This is a genomic window from Stutzerimonas marianensis (genome assembly GCF_022810315.1).
In the GTDB taxonomy this organism is placed as follows: domain Bacteria; phylum Pseudomonadota; class Gammaproteobacteria; order Pseudomonadales; family Pseudomonadaceae; genus Stutzerimonas; species Stutzerimonas marianensis.
In genome coordinates, this window is record NZ_JALGRD010000001.1 from 45,914 (window position 1) to 61,629 (window position 15,716).

14 protein-coding genes are annotated in these 15,716 nt (G+C 65.6%); 9 read left to right on the plus strand and 5 right to left on the minus strand.

Annotated elements, in window-relative coordinates:
* The first annotated feature begins 364 nt into the window (after positions 1-364).
* Positions 365-1,126, plus strand: coding sequence for an SDR family oxidoreductase (locus MST27_RS00225; protein WP_243604000.1), 762 nt, complete (start codon positions 365-367; stop codon positions 1,124-1,126).
* Between the two features lie 1,170 nt (positions 1,127-2,296).
* Here the strand turns inward: MST27_RS00225 and MST27_RS00230 are convergent.
* On the minus strand, positions 2,297-3,028 hold the full coding sequence (locus tag MST27_RS00230) for a sulfite exporter TauE/SafE family protein (protein WP_243604001.1): 732 nt from the start codon (positions 3,026-3,028) through the stop codon (positions 2,297-2,299).
* Positions 3,029-3,316: 288 nt separating this feature from the next.
* On the opposite strand from MST27_RS00230, the gene MST27_RS00235 reads away from it, so the two are divergent.
* The 7 genes from MST27_RS00235 (at position 3,317) to MST27_RS00265 (ending at position 11,081) form a co-directional block, all read left to right on the plus strand.
* Positions 3,317-4,150 (plus strand): urease accessory protein UreD, encoded by an 834-nt coding sequence (locus MST27_RS00235; RefSeq protein ID WP_243604511.1) that lies wholly within the window; start codon positions 3,317-3,319, stop codon positions 4,148-4,150.
* A 68-nt stretch (positions 4,151-4,218) separates the two neighbouring features.
* Positions 4,219-4,521, plus strand: coding sequence for an urease subunit gamma (gene ureA / locus MST27_RS00240; protein ID WP_181090153.1), 303 nt, complete (start codon positions 4,219-4,221; stop codon positions 4,519-4,521).
* An 11-nt stretch (positions 4,522-4,532) separates the two neighbouring features.
* Positions 4,533-5,087, plus strand: coding sequence for a GNAT family N-acetyltransferase (locus MST27_RS00245; protein WP_243604002.1), 555 nt, complete (start codon positions 4,533-4,535; stop codon positions 5,085-5,087).
* Positions 5,084-5,389, plus strand: coding sequence for an urease subunit beta (locus tag MST27_RS00250; RefSeq protein ID WP_243604003.1), 306 nt, complete (start codon positions 5,084-5,086; stop codon positions 5,387-5,389). The genes MST27_RS00245 and MST27_RS00250 overlap by 4 nt, the downstream gene beginning before the upstream one ends.
* A 162-nt stretch (positions 5,390-5,551) precedes the next feature.
* Positions 5,552-7,252 (plus strand): urease subunit alpha, encoded by a 1,701-nt coding sequence (gene ureC / locus MST27_RS00255; RefSeq protein WP_243604004.1) that lies wholly within the window; start codon positions 5,552-5,554, stop codon positions 7,250-7,252.
* Positions 7,253-8,329: 1,077 nt separating this feature from the next.
* Positions 8,330-9,802: an NCS1 family nucleobase:cation symporter-1 gene (locus MST27_RS00260; RefSeq protein ID WP_243604005.1), complete on the plus strand. Its 1,473-nt coding sequence runs from the start codon at positions 8,330-8,332 to the stop codon at positions 9,800-9,802.
* 97 nt (positions 9,803-9,899) lie between these two features.
* A complete protein-coding gene (locus MST27_RS00265) occupies positions 9,900-11,081 on the plus strand; it encodes a GAF domain-containing sensor histidine kinase (protein ID WP_243604006.1) in 1,182 nt (393 codons plus the stop codon).
* Between the two features lie 18 nt (positions 11,082-11,099).
* Here MST27_RS00265 and MST27_RS00270 read toward each other — a convergent pair whose 3' ends face one another.
* A complete protein-coding gene (locus tag MST27_RS00270; RefSeq protein ID WP_243604007.1) occupies positions 11,100-11,366 on the minus strand; it encodes a DksA/TraR family C4-type zinc finger protein in 267 nt (88 codons plus the stop codon).
* A 317-nt stretch (positions 11,367-11,683) separates the two neighbouring features.
* Between MST27_RS00270 and MST27_RS00275 the strand changes: the two genes are divergently transcribed.
* On the plus strand, positions 11,684-12,403 hold the full coding sequence (locus MST27_RS00275; RefSeq protein ID WP_243604008.1) for a TorF family putative porin: 720 nt from the start codon (positions 11,684-11,686) through the stop codon (positions 12,401-12,403).
* 15 nt (positions 12,404-12,418) lie between these two features.
* On the opposite strand, the gene MST27_RS00280 is transcribed toward MST27_RS00275, so the two are convergent.
* The 3 genes from MST27_RS00280 to MST27_RS00290 form a co-directional block, all read right to left on the minus strand.
* Positions 12,419-13,576, minus strand: coding sequence for an MFS transporter (locus MST27_RS00280; protein WP_243604009.1), 1,158 nt, complete (start codon positions 13,574-13,576; stop codon positions 12,419-12,421).
* Positions 13,577-13,634: 58 nt separating this feature from the next.
* Entirely contained in the window at positions 13,635-14,498 is an 864-nt protein-coding gene (locus MST27_RS00285) for an isocitrate lyase/PEP mutase family protein (protein ID WP_243604010.1), read from the minus strand.
* Positions 14,499-14,595: 97 nt separating this feature from the next.
* The gene (locus MST27_RS00290; protein WP_243604011.1) at positions 14,596-15,468 is read right to left on the minus strand and encodes a DMT family transporter; all 873 of its coding nucleotides are present in this window, start codon (positions 15,466-15,468) and stop codon (positions 14,596-14,598) included.
* Positions 15,469-15,716 lie beyond the last annotated feature (248 nt).

Genomic DNA, 15,716 nt, shown 5'->3' on the forward strand with positions numbered 1-15,716 from the left:
GCCCTCCACGCCCATCGTAGGGGCGAATTTATTCGCCCGCTCTTGCGGCACCGCTATCTCTCTTGGCGAGTGCATACGCCCTACAGCCGCTTGCGCCCCGCCCTCCACGCCCATCGTAGGGGCGAATTTATTCGCCCGCTCTTGCGGCACCGCTATCTCTCTTGGCGAGTGCATACGCCCTACAGCCGCTTGCGCCCCGCCATCCACGCCCATCGTAGGGGCGAATTTATTCGCCCGCTGGCTCCCGGCAGCCCTGACCCACCCGCCCCGGGCAACTGGCTACTGCCCTCATCGGTCTGACGCAGTAAGCTCTCCCGGTCGGCCGCGTGCGGCCCGCCTACCCGAACAGACAAGAGGTCCCTGCATGAACAATGTGGTTTTCATCACGGGTGCGACATCCGGCTTCGGCCGCGCCACTGCCCGCCGTTTCGCCGAGGCCGGCTGGGCTTTGGTGCTCACCGGTCGCCGCGTCGATCGCCTGGAGGCGCTGAAACAAGAGCTATCGAGCAAGGTGCCGGTTCACATCGCCGCGCTGGACGTGCGCGACGCCGAGGCGGTCAAGCAGGTGGTCGCCGAGCTGCCCGAGGGCTTTCGTGAGGTGAAAACGCTGGTCAACAACGCCGGCCTGGCCCTCGCGCCCGAACCCGCGCAGAAGGTCGCGCTGGACGACTGGCACACCATGATCGACACCAACGTCACCGGGCTGGTCAACGTCACCCATGCGCTGCTGCCGCGCCTGATCGAAACCGGCAAGGGCGCCAGCATCGTCAGCATCGGCTCGGTAGCCGGCCACTGGCCCTACCCGGGCGGCCACGTCTACGGCGCGACCAAGGCCTTCGTCGAGCAGTTCAGCTACAACCTCCGCTGCGACCTGCTGGGCACCGGCGTACGGGTCACCGATATTGCCCCGGGCATGGCCGAGACCGAATTCACCCTGGTCCGCACCAAGGGCAACCAGGAAGCCTCGGACAAGCTTTACCGCGGCACCACGCCGCTGACCGCCGAAGACATCGCCGAGCAGATCTATTACGTCGCCACGCTGCCCGATCACATCAACATCAACCGCCTCGAAGTGATGCCGACCCGCCAGGCCTGGTCGCCCTTCAACATCGACCGCGACCAATAGCCAACGATTGGCACGGCGCGCTGGGCTTCGCCCGAGCACCGCCGCGGATGTCAGCCGTAGGGCGAATAAATTCGCCCCGACAACCAAGCCCAGCCGTCAGGGCCGACAGCACCCAAGGCGGCGTTTGATTAGCCCCTACCGGACGCGGTCACGGGCCGATCAACCGCGCGGCCCCGCCCATCCTTGTAGGGGCGAATTTATTCGCCCGCGTCCCCACGCAACCCGCCGCGCGGCGTCACGCCCCACCCAGCCGCGCCAGGCTTCGCCCGGGCCTCGCCGTGGATGTCAGCCGTTGGGCGAATAAAATCGCCCCTACAACCAAGCCCAGCCCCCCGGGCCGACAGCATCCAAGGCGGCGTTTGATTAGCCCCCTACAGGACGCGGTCACAGGCCGACCAACCGCGCGGCCCCGCCAATCCCTGTAGGGGCGAATTTATTCGCCCGCGTCCCCACGCAACCCGCCTCGCGTCCTCACCCACCCAGCCGCGCCAGGCTTCGCCCGGGCATCGCCGTGGATGTCAGCCGTTGGGCGAATAAATTCGCCCCTACAACCAAGCCCAGCCGCCAGGGCCGACAGCATCCAAGGCGGCGTTTGATTAGCCCCCTACAGGACGCGGTCACAGGCCGACCAACCGCGCGGCCCCGCCAATCCCTGTAGGGGCGAATTTATTCGCCCGCGTCCCCACGCAACCCGCCTCGCGTCCTCACCCACCCAGCCGCGCCAGGCTTCGCCCGGGCATCGCCGTGGATGTCAGCCGTTGGGCGAATAAATTCGCCCCTACAACCAAGCCCAGCCGCCAGGGCCGACAGCATCCAAGGCGGCGTTTGATTAGCCCCCTACAGGACGCGGTCACAGGCCGACCAACCGCGCGGCCCCGCCAATCCCTGTAGGGGCGAATTTATTCGCCCGCGTCCCCACGCAACCCGCCTCGCGTCCTCACCCACCCAGCCGCGCCAGGCTTCGCCCGGGCATCGCCGTGGATGTCAGCCGTTGGGCGAATAAATTCGCCCCTACAACCAAGCCCAGCCGCCAGGGCCGACAGCATCCAAGGCGGCGTTTGATTAGCCCCCTACAGGACGCGGTCACAGGCCGACCAACCGCGCGGCCCCGCCAATCCCTGTAGGGGCGAATTTATTCGCCCGCGTCCCCACGCAACCCGCCGCGCGGCGTCACGCCCCACCCAGCCGCGCCAGGCTTCGCCCGAGCATCGCCGCGGATGTGAGTACCAGAATGGCGCCGACCACCAGCCGCATCGGCACCGGTCGCCAGTGGCGATGAAGCAGCTGCCCGGTCAGATTGCCTGCCACCGCAGGCAGCAACAGCGCCAGCGCCAAGGTCAGGTGTTCGCGCCCGAGCACGCCGAACGCCCACAGCCCAAGCAACGAACAGCCGCTGCTGGCGACGAAGAACAGAATGGCCGTTCCGCGCAGGTGGGCGGCGTCCAGCCCGCTGCGCAGCAGATAGAGGATTAGCGGCGGGCCGCCGGCCGAGGCCATGGTCATCGCCAGCCCGGAGGCGAGACCAGCCGGCAAAGCGCCACGGGTTCCAGGCCCGTCCGGCCGGACGGGTGGCGGCCGCCACAACACCAGCAGGCCGCCCAGCAGGCACAGCAACGCAATCACCGGCGTCATCCACGCGCCCGGCACCACCGAGAGTAAACCCGCCCCCAGCGGTACCGCGAGCAGCATGCCGACGATCAGCCGACTACCAATGGGCACATGGAAGCTGCGCAGCGCGCCAGGCCAGAGCGAGACCGAACACGCCAGGTCGAGCATCAGCGCGACCGGCACCACCTGTGCCGGACTGAGCCGGGTCAACAGGCCAAGCGCCAGCAGCATGGCGAAACCGAAACCGCTGTAGCCGCGTACCAGCCCGGCGGCGAAAGCAAGCAGCGCAAACATCCGGGCACTCCAGCAAGCGTTCGCGCGACTCTAGCGATCTCGGCTCGGCGGCGACAGGGCCAACCGCGGCCGATACACGAGCCAGCAAAGCGCACCAAAGAGCAGCACGAAGTCACTGCAGCCACTGAAATGCACCACAACGGCGCACACAGACAGTCCACCACGCGCGGCATCTCGCTCGCCCGTCACGGCCTGGTGCGGCGCCCGGCGGAGGACCGCGCACCGGGATGGCGCAAGGCACGACAATTGCTGAAAACTCTCTATCGAATCCAAGGCACGCACGCCCGCATGACCGCACTGACCCCGATCTTCACCCCGCACTGGCTGGCCGAGCTCGACCTCGGCTACGCACGGCTCGGCCAGGCGACGCGCCCGGTCCGCCGTCGTCACAACGGCCCATTGCGGGTGCAGAAGCACCTCTACCCCGAGGGCCCCGAGGTCTGTCAGCACATTGTCGTGCACCCTCCTGGCGGCATCGCCGGGGGCGATCGCCTGGCGATTCATGCGGAAGTTGGCCACGGTGCCTGGGCGCAGCTCACCAGTCCCGGCGCCGCCAAGTGGTATCGCGCTGCCAGCCCGGCCCATCAGACCCTCGACCTGCGTGTGCAGGCCGGCGCGACGCTGGAGTGGCTGCCGCAGGAAACCATCGTCTACGCCGGCGCGCAGCCGGAACTGCGCACCCGCATCGATCTGGAAGGCGACGCGCGATTGTTCTATTGGGACATCGTCGCCCTTGGCCGCCCCGCCTGTGCGGAGCGGTTCGACAGTGGCCGGCTGCGCGCCGCGCTGGACATTCGCCGCGACGGCCAGCTGCTCTGGCATGAACGCCAGGCGATCGAAGGCGGCGACCGCCTGCTCGATTCGCCCATCGGCCTCGCCGGCCAACCGGTTTTCGGCACCCTGATCGTCACTGGCACCCTCGATACCGATGTGCTCGACGCCTGCCGCGACCTGAAGACACCCGTGCGCGGCGACCTGACCCAATTGCCCGGCCTGGTCGTTGCGCGCTGCCTGGCCGGCGAAACGCTGGAAGCACGCGCCTGGATGATCGCGCTCTGGCAGCGACTGCGCCCGGCGCTGCTCGGCCGCGAAGCGCTGGCGCCGCGGATATGGAGCACCTGACAGCCTCACCGGCGAGCCGGCCTTGCCGTTACCCTCGCCCGTGCCAATGAACACTACGTGGAACTGCTATGGACCTGTCACCCAGAGAAAAAGACAAGCTGCTGATCTTCACCGCCGGCCTGGTGGCCGAGCGCCGGCTGGCCCGCGGTGTGAAACTCAACTACCCGGAGGCCATGGCCTACATCTCCGCCGCGCTGCTCGAAGGCGCACGCGACGGCCAGACGGTCGCCGAGCTGATGCACTACGGCACTACCCTGCTCAACCGCGAGCAGGTGATGGAGGGCGTGCCGGAGATGATCCCGGAAATCCAGGTCGAGGCGACCTTCCCGGACGGCACCAAGCTGGTCACGGTGCATCAACCAATCGCCTGAAATATCGGTCAATGTCTACTGCCCACGACCTTGAACCGTTCTTGAAGGAAACCAACGTGCAGATACGCGACGCCCTGGACACCGACCTCGAAGGCATCCTGCAGATCTACAACGACGCGGTAGAGAACAGCACGGCGATCTGGAACGACCGCACCGTCGACCTCGCCAACCGCCAGGCCTGGCTGGCCGAGCGGCATCAGCAGGGCTACCCGGTGCTGGTGGCTATCGACGAAGCGGGACAGGTGGCCGGCTATGCCTCCTTCGGCCCCTGGCGCCCTCACGACGGCTATCGTCATACCGTGGAGAACTCGGTCTACGTCAGCCCCGACCATCGCGGCAGTGGGATCGGCCGCAGCCTGATGCAGGCCCTGATCGAGCGCGCCCGCATGCTCGATAAGCACGTGATGGTCGCCTTTATCGAAAGCGAGAACCGCGCCTCGGTGCATATGCACCAGCAACTGGGCTTCATCCATGTCGGCCAGATGCGCCAGGTCGGCTGCAAGTTCGGCCGCTGGCTGGATCTGACCATGATGCAACTGACCCTGAACAGGACCTCGAAACCATGATTCCCGGCGAATACCAGATCCAGGACGGCGACATCGAGCTCAACGCCGGCCGCCGCACCCTGACCCTCTCCGTCGCCAACAGCGGCGACCGGCCGATTCAGGTCGGTTCGCATTACCACTTTTTCGAAACCAACGACGCCCTCACCTTCGACCGCGCCGCCACGCGCGGCATGCGCCTGAACATCCCGGCCGGCACCGCGGTGCGCTTCGAACCCGGACAGAGCCGCGAGGTGGAACTGGTCGAGCTGGCCGGCGAGCGCCGAGTATTCGGCTTCGCCGGGCGGGTGATGGGCGCGCTGTGAGCGAGTCGGTCCAGGGGTTCGACGAGCGGGCGAATAAATTCGCCCCTACAGGGCCGGTGCCGAACATCCCGCAGCGTCGACGCAATACGTAGGGGCGAATTCATTCGCCCATGAACGAACCACCGGCAGCCACCGTTTGCGCCGAGGCATCAAGGAACAGCCATGAAGATATCCCGCCAAGCCTACGCCGACATGTTCGGCCCCACCGTCGGCGACAAGGTGCGCCTGGCCGACACCGACCTGTGGATCGAAGTCGAAAAAGACTTCACCACCTATGGCGAAGAGGTGAAGTTCGGCGGCGGCAAGGTGATCCGCGACGGCATGGGCCAGAGCCAGCTGTGCGCCGCCGAGGTGGTCGATACCCTGATCACCAACGCGCTGATCCTCGACCACTGGGGCATCGTCAAGGCCGACGTGGGCCTCAAGGACGGCCGCATCGCCGCCATCGGCAAGGCCGGCAACCCGGACATTCAGCCCGATGTGACCATCGCCATCGGCGCCAGCACCGAAGTCATCGCCGGCGAAGGCATGATCCTCACCGCCGGCGGCATCGACTCGCACATCCACTTCATCTGCCCGCAGCAGATCGAAGAGGCGCTGATGAGCGGCGTCACTACCATGATCGGCGGCGGCACCGGGCCTGCCACCGGCACCAACGCCACCACGGTGACGCCCGGCCCCTGGCACATGGCGATGATGCTCAAGGCCGCCGACGCCTTTCCGATGAACATCGGCTTCACCGGCAAGGGCAACGCCTCGCTGCCCGAACCGCTGATCGAGCAGGTCAAGGCCGGGGCCATCGGCCTCAAGCTGCACGAGGACTGGGGCACCACCCCGGCGGCCATCGACAACTGCCTGTCGGTCGCCGACCAGTACGACGTGCAGGTGGCCATCCATACCGACACGCTGAACGAATCGGGCTTCGTCGAGACGACCCTCGGCGCGTTCAAGGGCCGCACCATCCACACCTACCACACCGAAGGCGCCGGTGGCGGCCACGCGCCCGACATCATCAAGGCCTGCGGCTTCGCCAACGTGCTGCCCAGCTCGACCAACCCGACCCGGCCGTTCACCCGTAACACCATCGACGAGCACCTGGACATGCTCATGGTCTGCCACCACCTCGACCCGAGCATCGCCGAGGACGTCGCCTTCGCCGAGAGCCGCATCCGCCGCGAGACCATCGCCGCCGAAGACATCCTGCATGATCTCGGCGCGTTCTCCATGATCAGCTCCGACAGCCAGGCCATGGGCCGCGTCGGCGAGGTAATCACCCGCACCTGGCAGACCGCCGACAAGATGAAAAAGCAGCGCGGCGCCCTGCCCGGCGACGGCGCGGGCAACGACAACTTCCGCGCCAAACGCTACATCGCCAAGTACACCATCAACCCGGCGATCACCCACGGCGTCAGCCACGAGGTGGGCTCGATCGAAGTCGGCAAGTGGGCCGATCTGGTGCTCTGGCGCCCGGCCTTCTTCGGCGTCAAGCCGAGCCTGATCCTCAAGGGCGGCGCCATCGCCGCGAGCCTGATGGGCGACGCCAATGCGTCGATCCCGACGCCGCAGCCGGTGCACTACCGGCCGATGTTCGCCAGTTACGGCGGTTCGCTGCACGCGTCGAGCTTCACCTTCATCAGCCAGGCCGCCTTCGAGGCCGGCGTGCCGGAACAGCTGGGACTGAAGAAGAAGATCGGCGTGGTCCGGGGCTGCCGCCAGGTGCAGAAGAAGGACCTGATCCACAACGACTACACGCCGGACATCCAGGTCGACCCGCAGAACTATCAGGTGCGCGCCGATGGCCAGCTGCTCTGGTGCGAGCCGGCCGACGTGCTGCCGATGGCGCAGCGGTATTTCCTGTTCTGATCGGCTAGCGCGGTAACGCGGGTAGGGCGCGCTCAACTTGCGGACCAGATGCGCCCTGTCGTGCGCTGGAACGCGGGCGAATAAATTCGCCCCTACACGGGAGTCCATTCGGCTGGTTGAGCCGTTTCGGAGCGTGACGTGCGTTGAACGCGGGCGAATGAATTCGCCCCTACACGGGATTCCATTCGGCTGGTTGAGCCGTTTCGGAGCGTGACGTGCGTTGAATGCGGGCGAATAAATTCGCCCCTACCTGGGATTCAATCGGTTGGTTGGGCCTTGTCCGGGGGCGTGACGTGCGTTGAACGCGGGCGAATGAATTCGCCCCTACACGGGATTCCAGTCGGCTGGTTGAGCCGTTTCGGAGCGTGACGTGCGGTGAATGCGGGCGAATAAATTCGCCCCTACATGGGATTCAATCGGTTGGTTGGGCCTTTTCCGGGGGCGTGACGTGCGTTGAACGCGGGCGAATGAATTCGCCCCTACACGGGATTCCATTCGGTTGGTTGGCCGTTTCAGGGGCGTGACGTGCGTTGAACGCGGGCGAATGAATTCGCCCCTACCCGGGATTCCATTCGGTTGGTTGGCCGTTTCAGGGGCGTGACGTGCGTTGAACGCGGGCGAATGAATTCGCCCCTACAAGGGTTCCATTCGGTTGGTAGGGCCTTTTCGGGAGCGTGACGTGTGTTGAACGCGGGTGAATGAATTCGCGACATCGGATTGGTGTGGCGGGGCATGGCTCGGCCGTACGTCCTGTAGGGGCGAATTTATTCGCCCAGCCGCTCCGGCGGCCATCGGCGCACCATGACTGCACGCTCCCATGGCAGATGCAGCACAACGGGGCATTCTGTCCGCGCGCGCCGGCAAGTGCTGTGCCTGCCGGCACGCGAGTTGTATACATAAATCCGGCACCTTGCCCAAGCGTGATCTAGGCTGAAACCGTTGCCTTCCGGCGCACAGACGGGGCGGCACGCAGCCTTTCGCGACGTGTGCAGTACGCGGAACGCTTCAAGGGAACGCTGGTGCGGTACACAAACTGCATACAGCTGACAGAACCAGCCTTGCACACGAGCGCTCGCCATGAACGATCAGGATTTGACCCTGCCACACCCCGATCCGACCCTGCACAACGCCGACCTCGAGCCCCTCGCGCCTGGCAAACGCAAATGGGGATGGTTCGAAATCTTCAACGTCTGGTCCAACGACATTCAAAGCCTGTTCGGCTACACGCTGGCCGCGACGCTGTTCATCAGTTACGGCCTGAACGGCTGGGCCGTGCTTGCCGGGATCGTGCTGGCCGGCTTCATCGTGATGGGCCTGGTGCAGCTGACCGGCAAGCCCAGCGTGAAGTACGGCATCCCCTTCCCGGTCATGGCCCGCGCCAGCATGGGCGTGCGCGGTGCGAACTTCCCGGCCATGGTGCGCGGCATCGTGGCGATCTTCTGGTACGGCGTGCAGACCTATTTCGCCTCGACCGCCGTGGCCCTGCTGATCCGCACCCTCACGGGTCCAGGCTCCGAGGCGACGCTGCTGGGCCTGACGACCGTCGACTGGGTCGCCTACGTGCTGGTCTGTGCCTTTCAGGTCGCGCTGTTCGTACGTGGTGTGGACTGGGTGACGCGGTTTCTGAACTGGGCCGGGCCGCTGGTATATCTGGTGATGATCGCGATGATGATCGCGATCTGCTACAAGGCCGGCCCGAGCCTCGCTGGCGCGCTGGGCGGAATTTTCAGCGGCACCGGCAGCTACGCAGGCGGGCCGGTTGCAGCGTTCGCCGCGGTTGTCGGCACCATGGTCGCCTACTTCGCGGCAGTGGTGATCAACTACGGCGATTTCGCCCGCTTCGTCAAAACCGAGCGTCAGATGCGCATCGGAAATTTCCTGGGCTTGCCGGTGAGCCTGGCGTTCTTCTCGCTGATCGCGCTGGTGATCACCGCCGGCACCGTGGTGGTTTTCGGCGAAACGCTGACCAACCCGACCGATATCGTGGCGCGGATCGATCATGTGGGCCTGACGCTCATCGCCGCCATCACCTTCTTCGCCGCGACAGTGGGCATCAATCTGGTCGCCAACTTCATCCCGCCGGCCTACGACATCGCCAACCTGTCACCCGCCCGCATCAGCGCACGCACGGGAGGCTTCATCACTGCCGCCATCGCCTTCTTCATCGGTGCGTTGTGGGTTTCGTTCATCAGCGCGGTGGGCATCGCCGCGTTCGTGGACACCCTGGGTGCAGTGCTGGCGCCGCTGTACGGCATCATCGTGGCCGACTACTACCTGGTTCGCCGCCAGCGACTGGACGTGCAACAGCTGTTCAGCGCCGAACCCGGTTCGACCTACTATTTCAATGCCGGTTGGAACCGCAAGGCGATCATCGCCTTCGGCATCGCCTCGATTTTCTCCGTCGCCTCGGTCTGGACGCCGGGCCTGGAAAGCCTGTCGGGCTTCGCCTGGCTGCTTGGCGCGCTGTTCGGTGCCGTGATGCACTACCTGCTGATGCGCAAGCAGATCCTGCCGGTCAGCGCCACGCCCACCGCGACGTCCCAGCTGTAACCGATCGCACCGGGCCAACCGCGCGTGGGCTCGGTGCGTTTGTCGGGTGACGCATGCTAGAGTGCCCAGCCATCCGTATGGCACACCGACCCGCTCCATGAACCGATCGGTCATCGACGATATCTCGGCCATCGGCCGTATCAGCGCCGTACCGGCGATTCTCCAGGTCATCTGCGACACGACCGGCTTGCGCTTCGCCGCGGTGGCCCGTGTCACCGAGGACTCATGGACGGCCTGCGCGGTACTCGACAAGATCAATTTCGGCCTTGAGGTCGGCGGCGAGCTGGACGTCACGACCACGCTCTGCCACGAGATCCACTCCTCACACGAGACCATCATCATCAGCAAGGCGAGCGAAGACGATCGCTACTGCAATCATCACACGCCCAGGCTGTACGGCTTCGAGAGCTACATTTCCACACCGATCTTCCGCTCCGACGGCAGCTTCTTCGGCACGGTATGCGCGCTGGACCCGCTTCCGGCAAAGCTGTCGGAAGCGGTTGTGCTGCCGATGATGGAATCCTTCGCCAGACTGCTCGCCATGCAGCTGGAGTCGGAGGCGCGTTTCGAGGCGACCGAGGCCGCCCTGTTCGATGCGCGGCAGACGGCCGAATTGCGCGAGCAGTTCATCGCCCTGCTCGGGCACGACCTGCGTAACCCGCTCTCCTCGATCATGTCCGGCGCCCAGTTGCTACAGCGCCGCTCCACCGACCCCACCGTGCTCGGCATTGCCGGCCACATGCTGACCGCCAGCCATCGCGCCGCTCGGCTGGTGGACGACGTGCTCGACTTCGCCAGGGGCCGGCTCGGCAAGGGCATACCGCTGAACCTGAGCCCCTGTGACGACCTGCGCGGCGCCTTGGGCCATATCGTCGAAGAACTTCAGAGCGCCAACCCGCACCGCAGGATCCAGGCGAACATCGGGCCGCTGGAGGGCGTTCGCTGTGACGCCGATCGCCTCGGCCAGCTGCTCTCGAACCTGCTGGCGAACGCCCTGGTGCACGGCGCGCCCGAGGGGACGATCGAGGTGTCCGCAACGATCGAAGACGATCAACTGCTGCTCTGCGTGAGCAACGCCGGGCAACCCATCGCACCGGATCGCCTGGCCAAGCTGTTCCAGCCTTACTGGCGTGAGGAAACCAGCCCGCAATCCGGGCTCGGGCTGGGTCTGTACATTGCCAGCGAAATCGCGCAGTCCCACGGCGGGAAGATGCAGGTCACCTCGACGGCCGAAGCGGGCACTACCTTCATGTTCAGGATGCCGCTGAGCGGGCCCTGATGCGCTGGCGCGGGGCAGTCAACGTAACTGGCTGTCCTTGCTGCCGCGGCGGTTGTACCCGCTGGATCTGGCGTCCTGCTTGTCCTGCTCCGCCTGACAGCGGATGCACAGCCGAACGCCGGGAACGGCCGCGCGCCGTGCTTCTGGAATGGGTTCGCCACAGGCTTCACAACGCTGCAGGCTCTCGCCATGCCCGAGCCGACTGCGCGCGCGCTGCACGGCGTCCTCGAGCGTGCTGTCGATCTGGTCCTGCACAGCCCCCTCGTTCGCCCAACCGGTAGCCATCGCACCCTCCTCGGCCCGACAGGGCCTTCTCACAGGTTTCTACCTTTCTCTGATCGACCCTGGCCCGGACAGGTTCACCAGCCGCTGAAATCAAGTGCCGCAAATACGTACCGCCAGCACACCGGCACCGCTTGTCGATTTGCTGGCGCCAAATCGACGAGCGGGGCTCGCCGGTAAAGGGCTTTGGCTATCCTTCGAGCCGAAGTGAAGGGAAGGCCGTGTCTCGGTGGGCGCTTGGAGCGCTCTGGCACGGCCTCGCCCGCTCATGGTCGTCGCTGGTCGGCCTACCAGACACACCTGACCCGTGAAGCGGAATTATGGACAAGAGATACCTGATCGCGCTGGTCATCGCCCTGGGCGGTTGCGCCAGCCAGCCAGAAGTCATGGAACGGGAGGTCGGGCAATTCGACCTCAAACTCGGTACGGCGCCGACACGCAGCATGGCCCAGGGGCTGGTTCAGCCAGCCACGGCCAGCACGTTCCGGGGTGGGCTGGACCTCACCCATGAGAGCGGAGTGTATGTCGGCCAGTGGTCGCCCAGCGTCGGACTGCTGGACGGCAGCCAGCTGGAGCTCAACAGCTACGTCGGCTACGCGCAGCCTCGGATGGACGACTCGCCCGGCTATGAGCTGGGGGTGATCCGCTACAGCTTCCCGGAAATCGACACCTGGGACCGCGAGGAATACTACGCGGGCTTCAACCTGGGCAGCAGCCGGCTGGGCGGCGCACTGAGCAGCGCACTGGGGCGCACCGACAGCACCCTGTTTATCGAACTGGGTTCGGTCCGCCCTTTCGACGTCGGGGTCCGTCTGAAGTACGCCACCCACTCAGTGGACAACCCGCTGTATTACAACGGCGGCAGCCTGCGAACGTTCAATGACTGGTCGCTGAGCCTGTCCCGGCAGCTGCTCGGGGTGAAGCTGGACCTGTCCTATTCCGACTCGAACCTGCAGGGCGCGCAATGCGGCGTCTATTCGGGACAGAACGCCTATTGCGAAGGGTTCATGATGTTCAAGGCCGAGCGCGCCTTCTTCTAAGCGCCCGGCCGGTCATCAGCCCTGGCGAAAACGCAGCTGCGCATGGCCGACAGCGAGCAGGAAGACTGCTGCGGCGAACCCGTAGAGCAGGCCCAGGTTGCCGTCCTGGAACAGCCACGAGCCCAGCACCGGCCCGGTCGCCATGCCCATGAAGCGGAAGAAGTTGTAGCTGCCGACGGCCGTGGCTCGGTTCTCGTGGTACAGGTCCATCAAGAGGCTGGTCTGCACCGGCAGCGACAACCCGAGAAACAGCCCGAACGCAGTGACCGCCACGACCAGCGCGGCGAGCGATGACTGAGCGACCGCCAGGAACAGCAGCAGGCTGAGCGCATTGAGCAGCGCCGTGATCAGCAGCATGGGTCGTGGCCGCCAATGGCCGAGCAGCCGCCCGCCGACGAAACTGCCGATCACCACCGCGATCGACAGCGGCAGGAACACCAGCCCTTTCTCGCTGGCGCTCAACCCGTAACGGGCGTCCAGGATCCGCGGCATGAACACCAGGTAGTTATAGAACGCGTAGTACTGCACGAAGCTCAGCAGCATGATCGCCAGACCCTGGCGATTGCCGAGCACCTCGAGGTACTGCACCGGGTGAAACGCGCGCGGCGGCCCGCCGGCGGGGCGGGTTTCCTGCAGCCAGAGCGCATTGCTCGCCAGCGCCCCGATACCGACGATCGCCAGCAGCAGAAACACGTAGTGGAAATCCACGTGCTCGCCAATGAAGCCACCCACCACAGGCCCGGCGACCGGACCGAGCGCCACCATCATCTGGAACGAGCCCATTGCCCGGCCCCGCGCGGCGCCTTCGAAGCGGTCGCCGATCACCGTGACCGCCACCACCGCACCGGCGGCGATGCCCACCGCCTGCAACGCCCGGAAGGCCAGCAGCACTTCGATGCTGTTGGCCAGAAAGCAGCCCATCGAGGCGACGACGTAGACCGCCAGACCCGCCAGCAGGGTGCGCTTGCGACCGGTGCGGTCGACCAGTGGCCCATAGATGATCTGCATGAAGGCGAGCACGAAGGTAAAGATCGAAATGCTCAGGTTGATCAGGAACGGCGTGGTCCGCAGCGCGGTGCCGAGCTCCGGCAGGATCGGTGTGTAGACCGTCTGGGTGAAGGGGCCGAGAAAGGCGGCGAAGGCGACCATGAAGGTCAGTAGACGTGGGCTCATCAGGTCTCCCAAGCACGGCGATGGTCGCGGCGGCCGGGGCGAGCCGCCGCCGCAGCGGTCACTCCTTGACCTGCATGTATTCCTCGGCCCAGACCATGTACTCCTCCGCTGTCGAGTACTTGACCGACAGCTGCGAGGCGTTGAGGTCGGAGGCGTCGATCTGGCGCTGCTCGCGCAGGCAGTCGTAGGTCGCCTTGATCGCGGCGAAATAGGCGGCATGGCCGTTCACCACGATGCGCACACCCAGCCGGGCGAGGCGTTCGTTGTCGCGCAGTTGCGGATTGCCGTAGGTGACGAGCATCAGCGGCACCTTGAGCTTTTCGGCGACCTGCTCGAGCTGCTCGAAATTCTCGATGCCGACCAGACAGATCGCGTCCGCCCCGGCCGCCTCGTAGGCCTGCACGCGCGCGATCACCTCTTCCAGGCCGATCACGCCGGCGTTGGTCCGGGCGATGATGCACAGCTCGGGGTCGATGCGCGCCTCCAGCGCCGCGCGAATCTTGCCGACCGCCTCGAACATGCCGATGAGATCGGTAGACTTGCGGCCGAATTTGGCCGGCAAGAGGGTGTCCTCGATGGTCAGCGCGGCAATCCCGGCGCGCTCGAGTTCGACCACGGTGCGCATCACGTTCAGCGCATTACCGTAGCCATGGTCGGCATCGGCGATGATCGGCAGTCGCGAAACGCGGCCGATGCGCACGGCCTGCTCGACGAACTCGCTGAGGGTGATCAGCGCGAAGTCGGGCGCAGCCAGCACCTGCAGCGAGGCGACCGAGCCACCGAGAATCCCGACCTCGAACTGGAGATCGGCAGCGATGCGGGCCGACATCGGATCGAATACCGAGGCGGTGTGATAACAGCGGTCCGAGGCCAGTAACTTGCGGAAGTCCTGGCGCAGGGTGTGATGAGAGCGTCGTTGCATGTGTCCGTCCTGTTGAGTCGCACGCAAGGGTCTAGTCGCCCTTGTCTGGTCTAGTGTTGAAAGCTCTGCGGCGGGCCTGCGGCCACACCACGGTGAATCAGAGCGGCGCGCGTGGCTGCCGCCCCTGTACGTACGCCATGACCAGCCCACTGGCAATGATCACGGCCATCCCGGTGATGGCGCCAGCATCCGGCGTGTGGCCAAACGCGATCAGGCCCACCACACCGGCGAAGATGATCTGCGAATAGGTGAAGGGTGCCAGCGCGGCTGCACTGGCGAAGCGGAACGCGTTGGTCAACAGCAGATGTCCGCTCATGGCCATGGCGCCGAGCGCCGCCATCATCACGGCGTCATGCAGAGACGGCGTCTGCCAGTTGAAGATCACCAGTACGCTCATGACCAGACTGCCCACCAGGCTGGTGATGAAATTGCTGGTCACCGGATGGTCTGTCGCGCTGAGCCGGCGGGTGATCAATTGGTAGATCGTGAAACTGACCGCGGCGCCGAAGGGCAGCAGGATCGCCGGAGTGAACAGCGCGCCGCCCGGGCGCACGATGATCATCACGCCGATCAGCCCGCAGCCGACCGCCAGCCACTGAGCGCGGCTGACCTGCTCGCCCAACAGCGCCGAGGCGATGGTGACCAGCAGCGGCGTGAGGAAGATGACGGCGGTGGCCTCGGCCAGCGGGATGTAGCTCAACCCGCTGATGAACAGCATGCTGACGCTGACCAGGCTCAGGCCGCGGCAGATCTGCAGGGCCGGACGCAGCGTCTGGAAGACGCGCCGTCCCATGCGCGGCGTGAACAGGGCAAGCATCAGGGTCGTCTGCGCCATGTAGCGCGCCCAGATAACCAGGAATACCGGATAGAGCTGCGTCAGGTGCTTGGACAGGCCATCGTGCGAAGCCAGAGTCAGACAGGACACCAGAATGAGCAGCACGCCGAGCAGGGGCTGGTGGGAATTGTTCAATTGGTAAACCGCGACGATAGGTAGCTACCTAAGAATTATGCGCCTAAATCCGTGTTTCGTCAGTCGTCACATGAGCCGAGCCGACCAGACGATCGTCCTTCACGGTGGCCGTCGTGTCGCGAAACGGTCATGCCGTTCGGGTGTAATCGCGATCATTCCGTCGGGTACCGCTCCAGCCGCTCGACAATCGCGTATGATCGCCGCCCCCGCGCGCGCCGCCATAGCAACGGCCGCGTCAATCCGAGTCT

Bases quoted from the DNA above. Each gene is read 5' to 3' on its own strand.
- MST27_RS00285 (WP_243604010.1), bottom strand. From the start codon at position 14,498: ATGCAACGACGCTCTCATCACACCCTGCGCCAGGACTTCCGCAAGTTA.
- MST27_RS00270 (WP_243604007.1), bottom strand. From the start codon at position 11,366: ATGGCTACCGGTTGGGCGAACGAGGGGGCTGTGCAGGACCAGATCGAC.
- MST27_RS00280 (WP_243604009.1), bottom strand. From the start codon at position 13,576: ATGAGCCCACGTCTACTGACCTTCATGGTCGCCTTCGCCGCCTTTCTC.
- MST27_RS00265 (WP_243604006.1), top strand. From the start codon at position 9,900: ATGAACCGATCGGTCATCGACGATATCTCGGCCATCGGCCGTATCAGC.
- MST27_RS00235 (WP_243604511.1), top strand. From the start codon at position 3,317: ATGACCGCACTGACCCCGATCTTCACCCCGCACTGGCTGGCCGAGCTC.
- MST27_RS00225 (WP_243604000.1), top strand. From the start codon at position 365: ATGAACAATGTGGTTTTCATCACGGGTGCGACATCCGGCTTCGGCCGC.
- MST27_RS00250 (WP_243604003.1), top strand. From the start codon at position 5,084: ATGATTCCCGGCGAATACCAGATCCAGGACGGCGACATCGAGCTCAAC.
- MST27_RS00245 (WP_243604002.1), top strand. From the start codon at position 4,533: ATGTCTACTGCCCACGACCTTGAACCGTTCTTGAAGGAAACCAACGTG.
- ureC (WP_243604004.1), top strand. From the start codon at position 5,552: ATGAAGATATCCCGCCAAGCCTACGCCGACATGTTCGGCCCCACCGTC.
- MST27_RS00275 (WP_243604008.1), top strand. From the start codon at position 11,684: ATGGACAAGAGATACCTGATCGCGCTGGTCATCGCCCTGGGCGGTTGC.
- MST27_RS00230 (WP_243604001.1), bottom strand. From the start codon at position 3,028: ATGTTTGCGCTGCTTGCTTTCGCCGCCGGGCTGGTACGCGGCTACAGC.
- MST27_RS00260 (WP_243604005.1), top strand. From the start codon at position 8,330: ATGAACGATCAGGATTTGACCCTGCCACACCCCGATCCGACCCTGCAC.
- ureA (WP_181090153.1), top strand. From the start codon at position 4,219: ATGGACCTGTCACCCAGAGAAAAAGACAAGCTGCTGATCTTCACCGCC.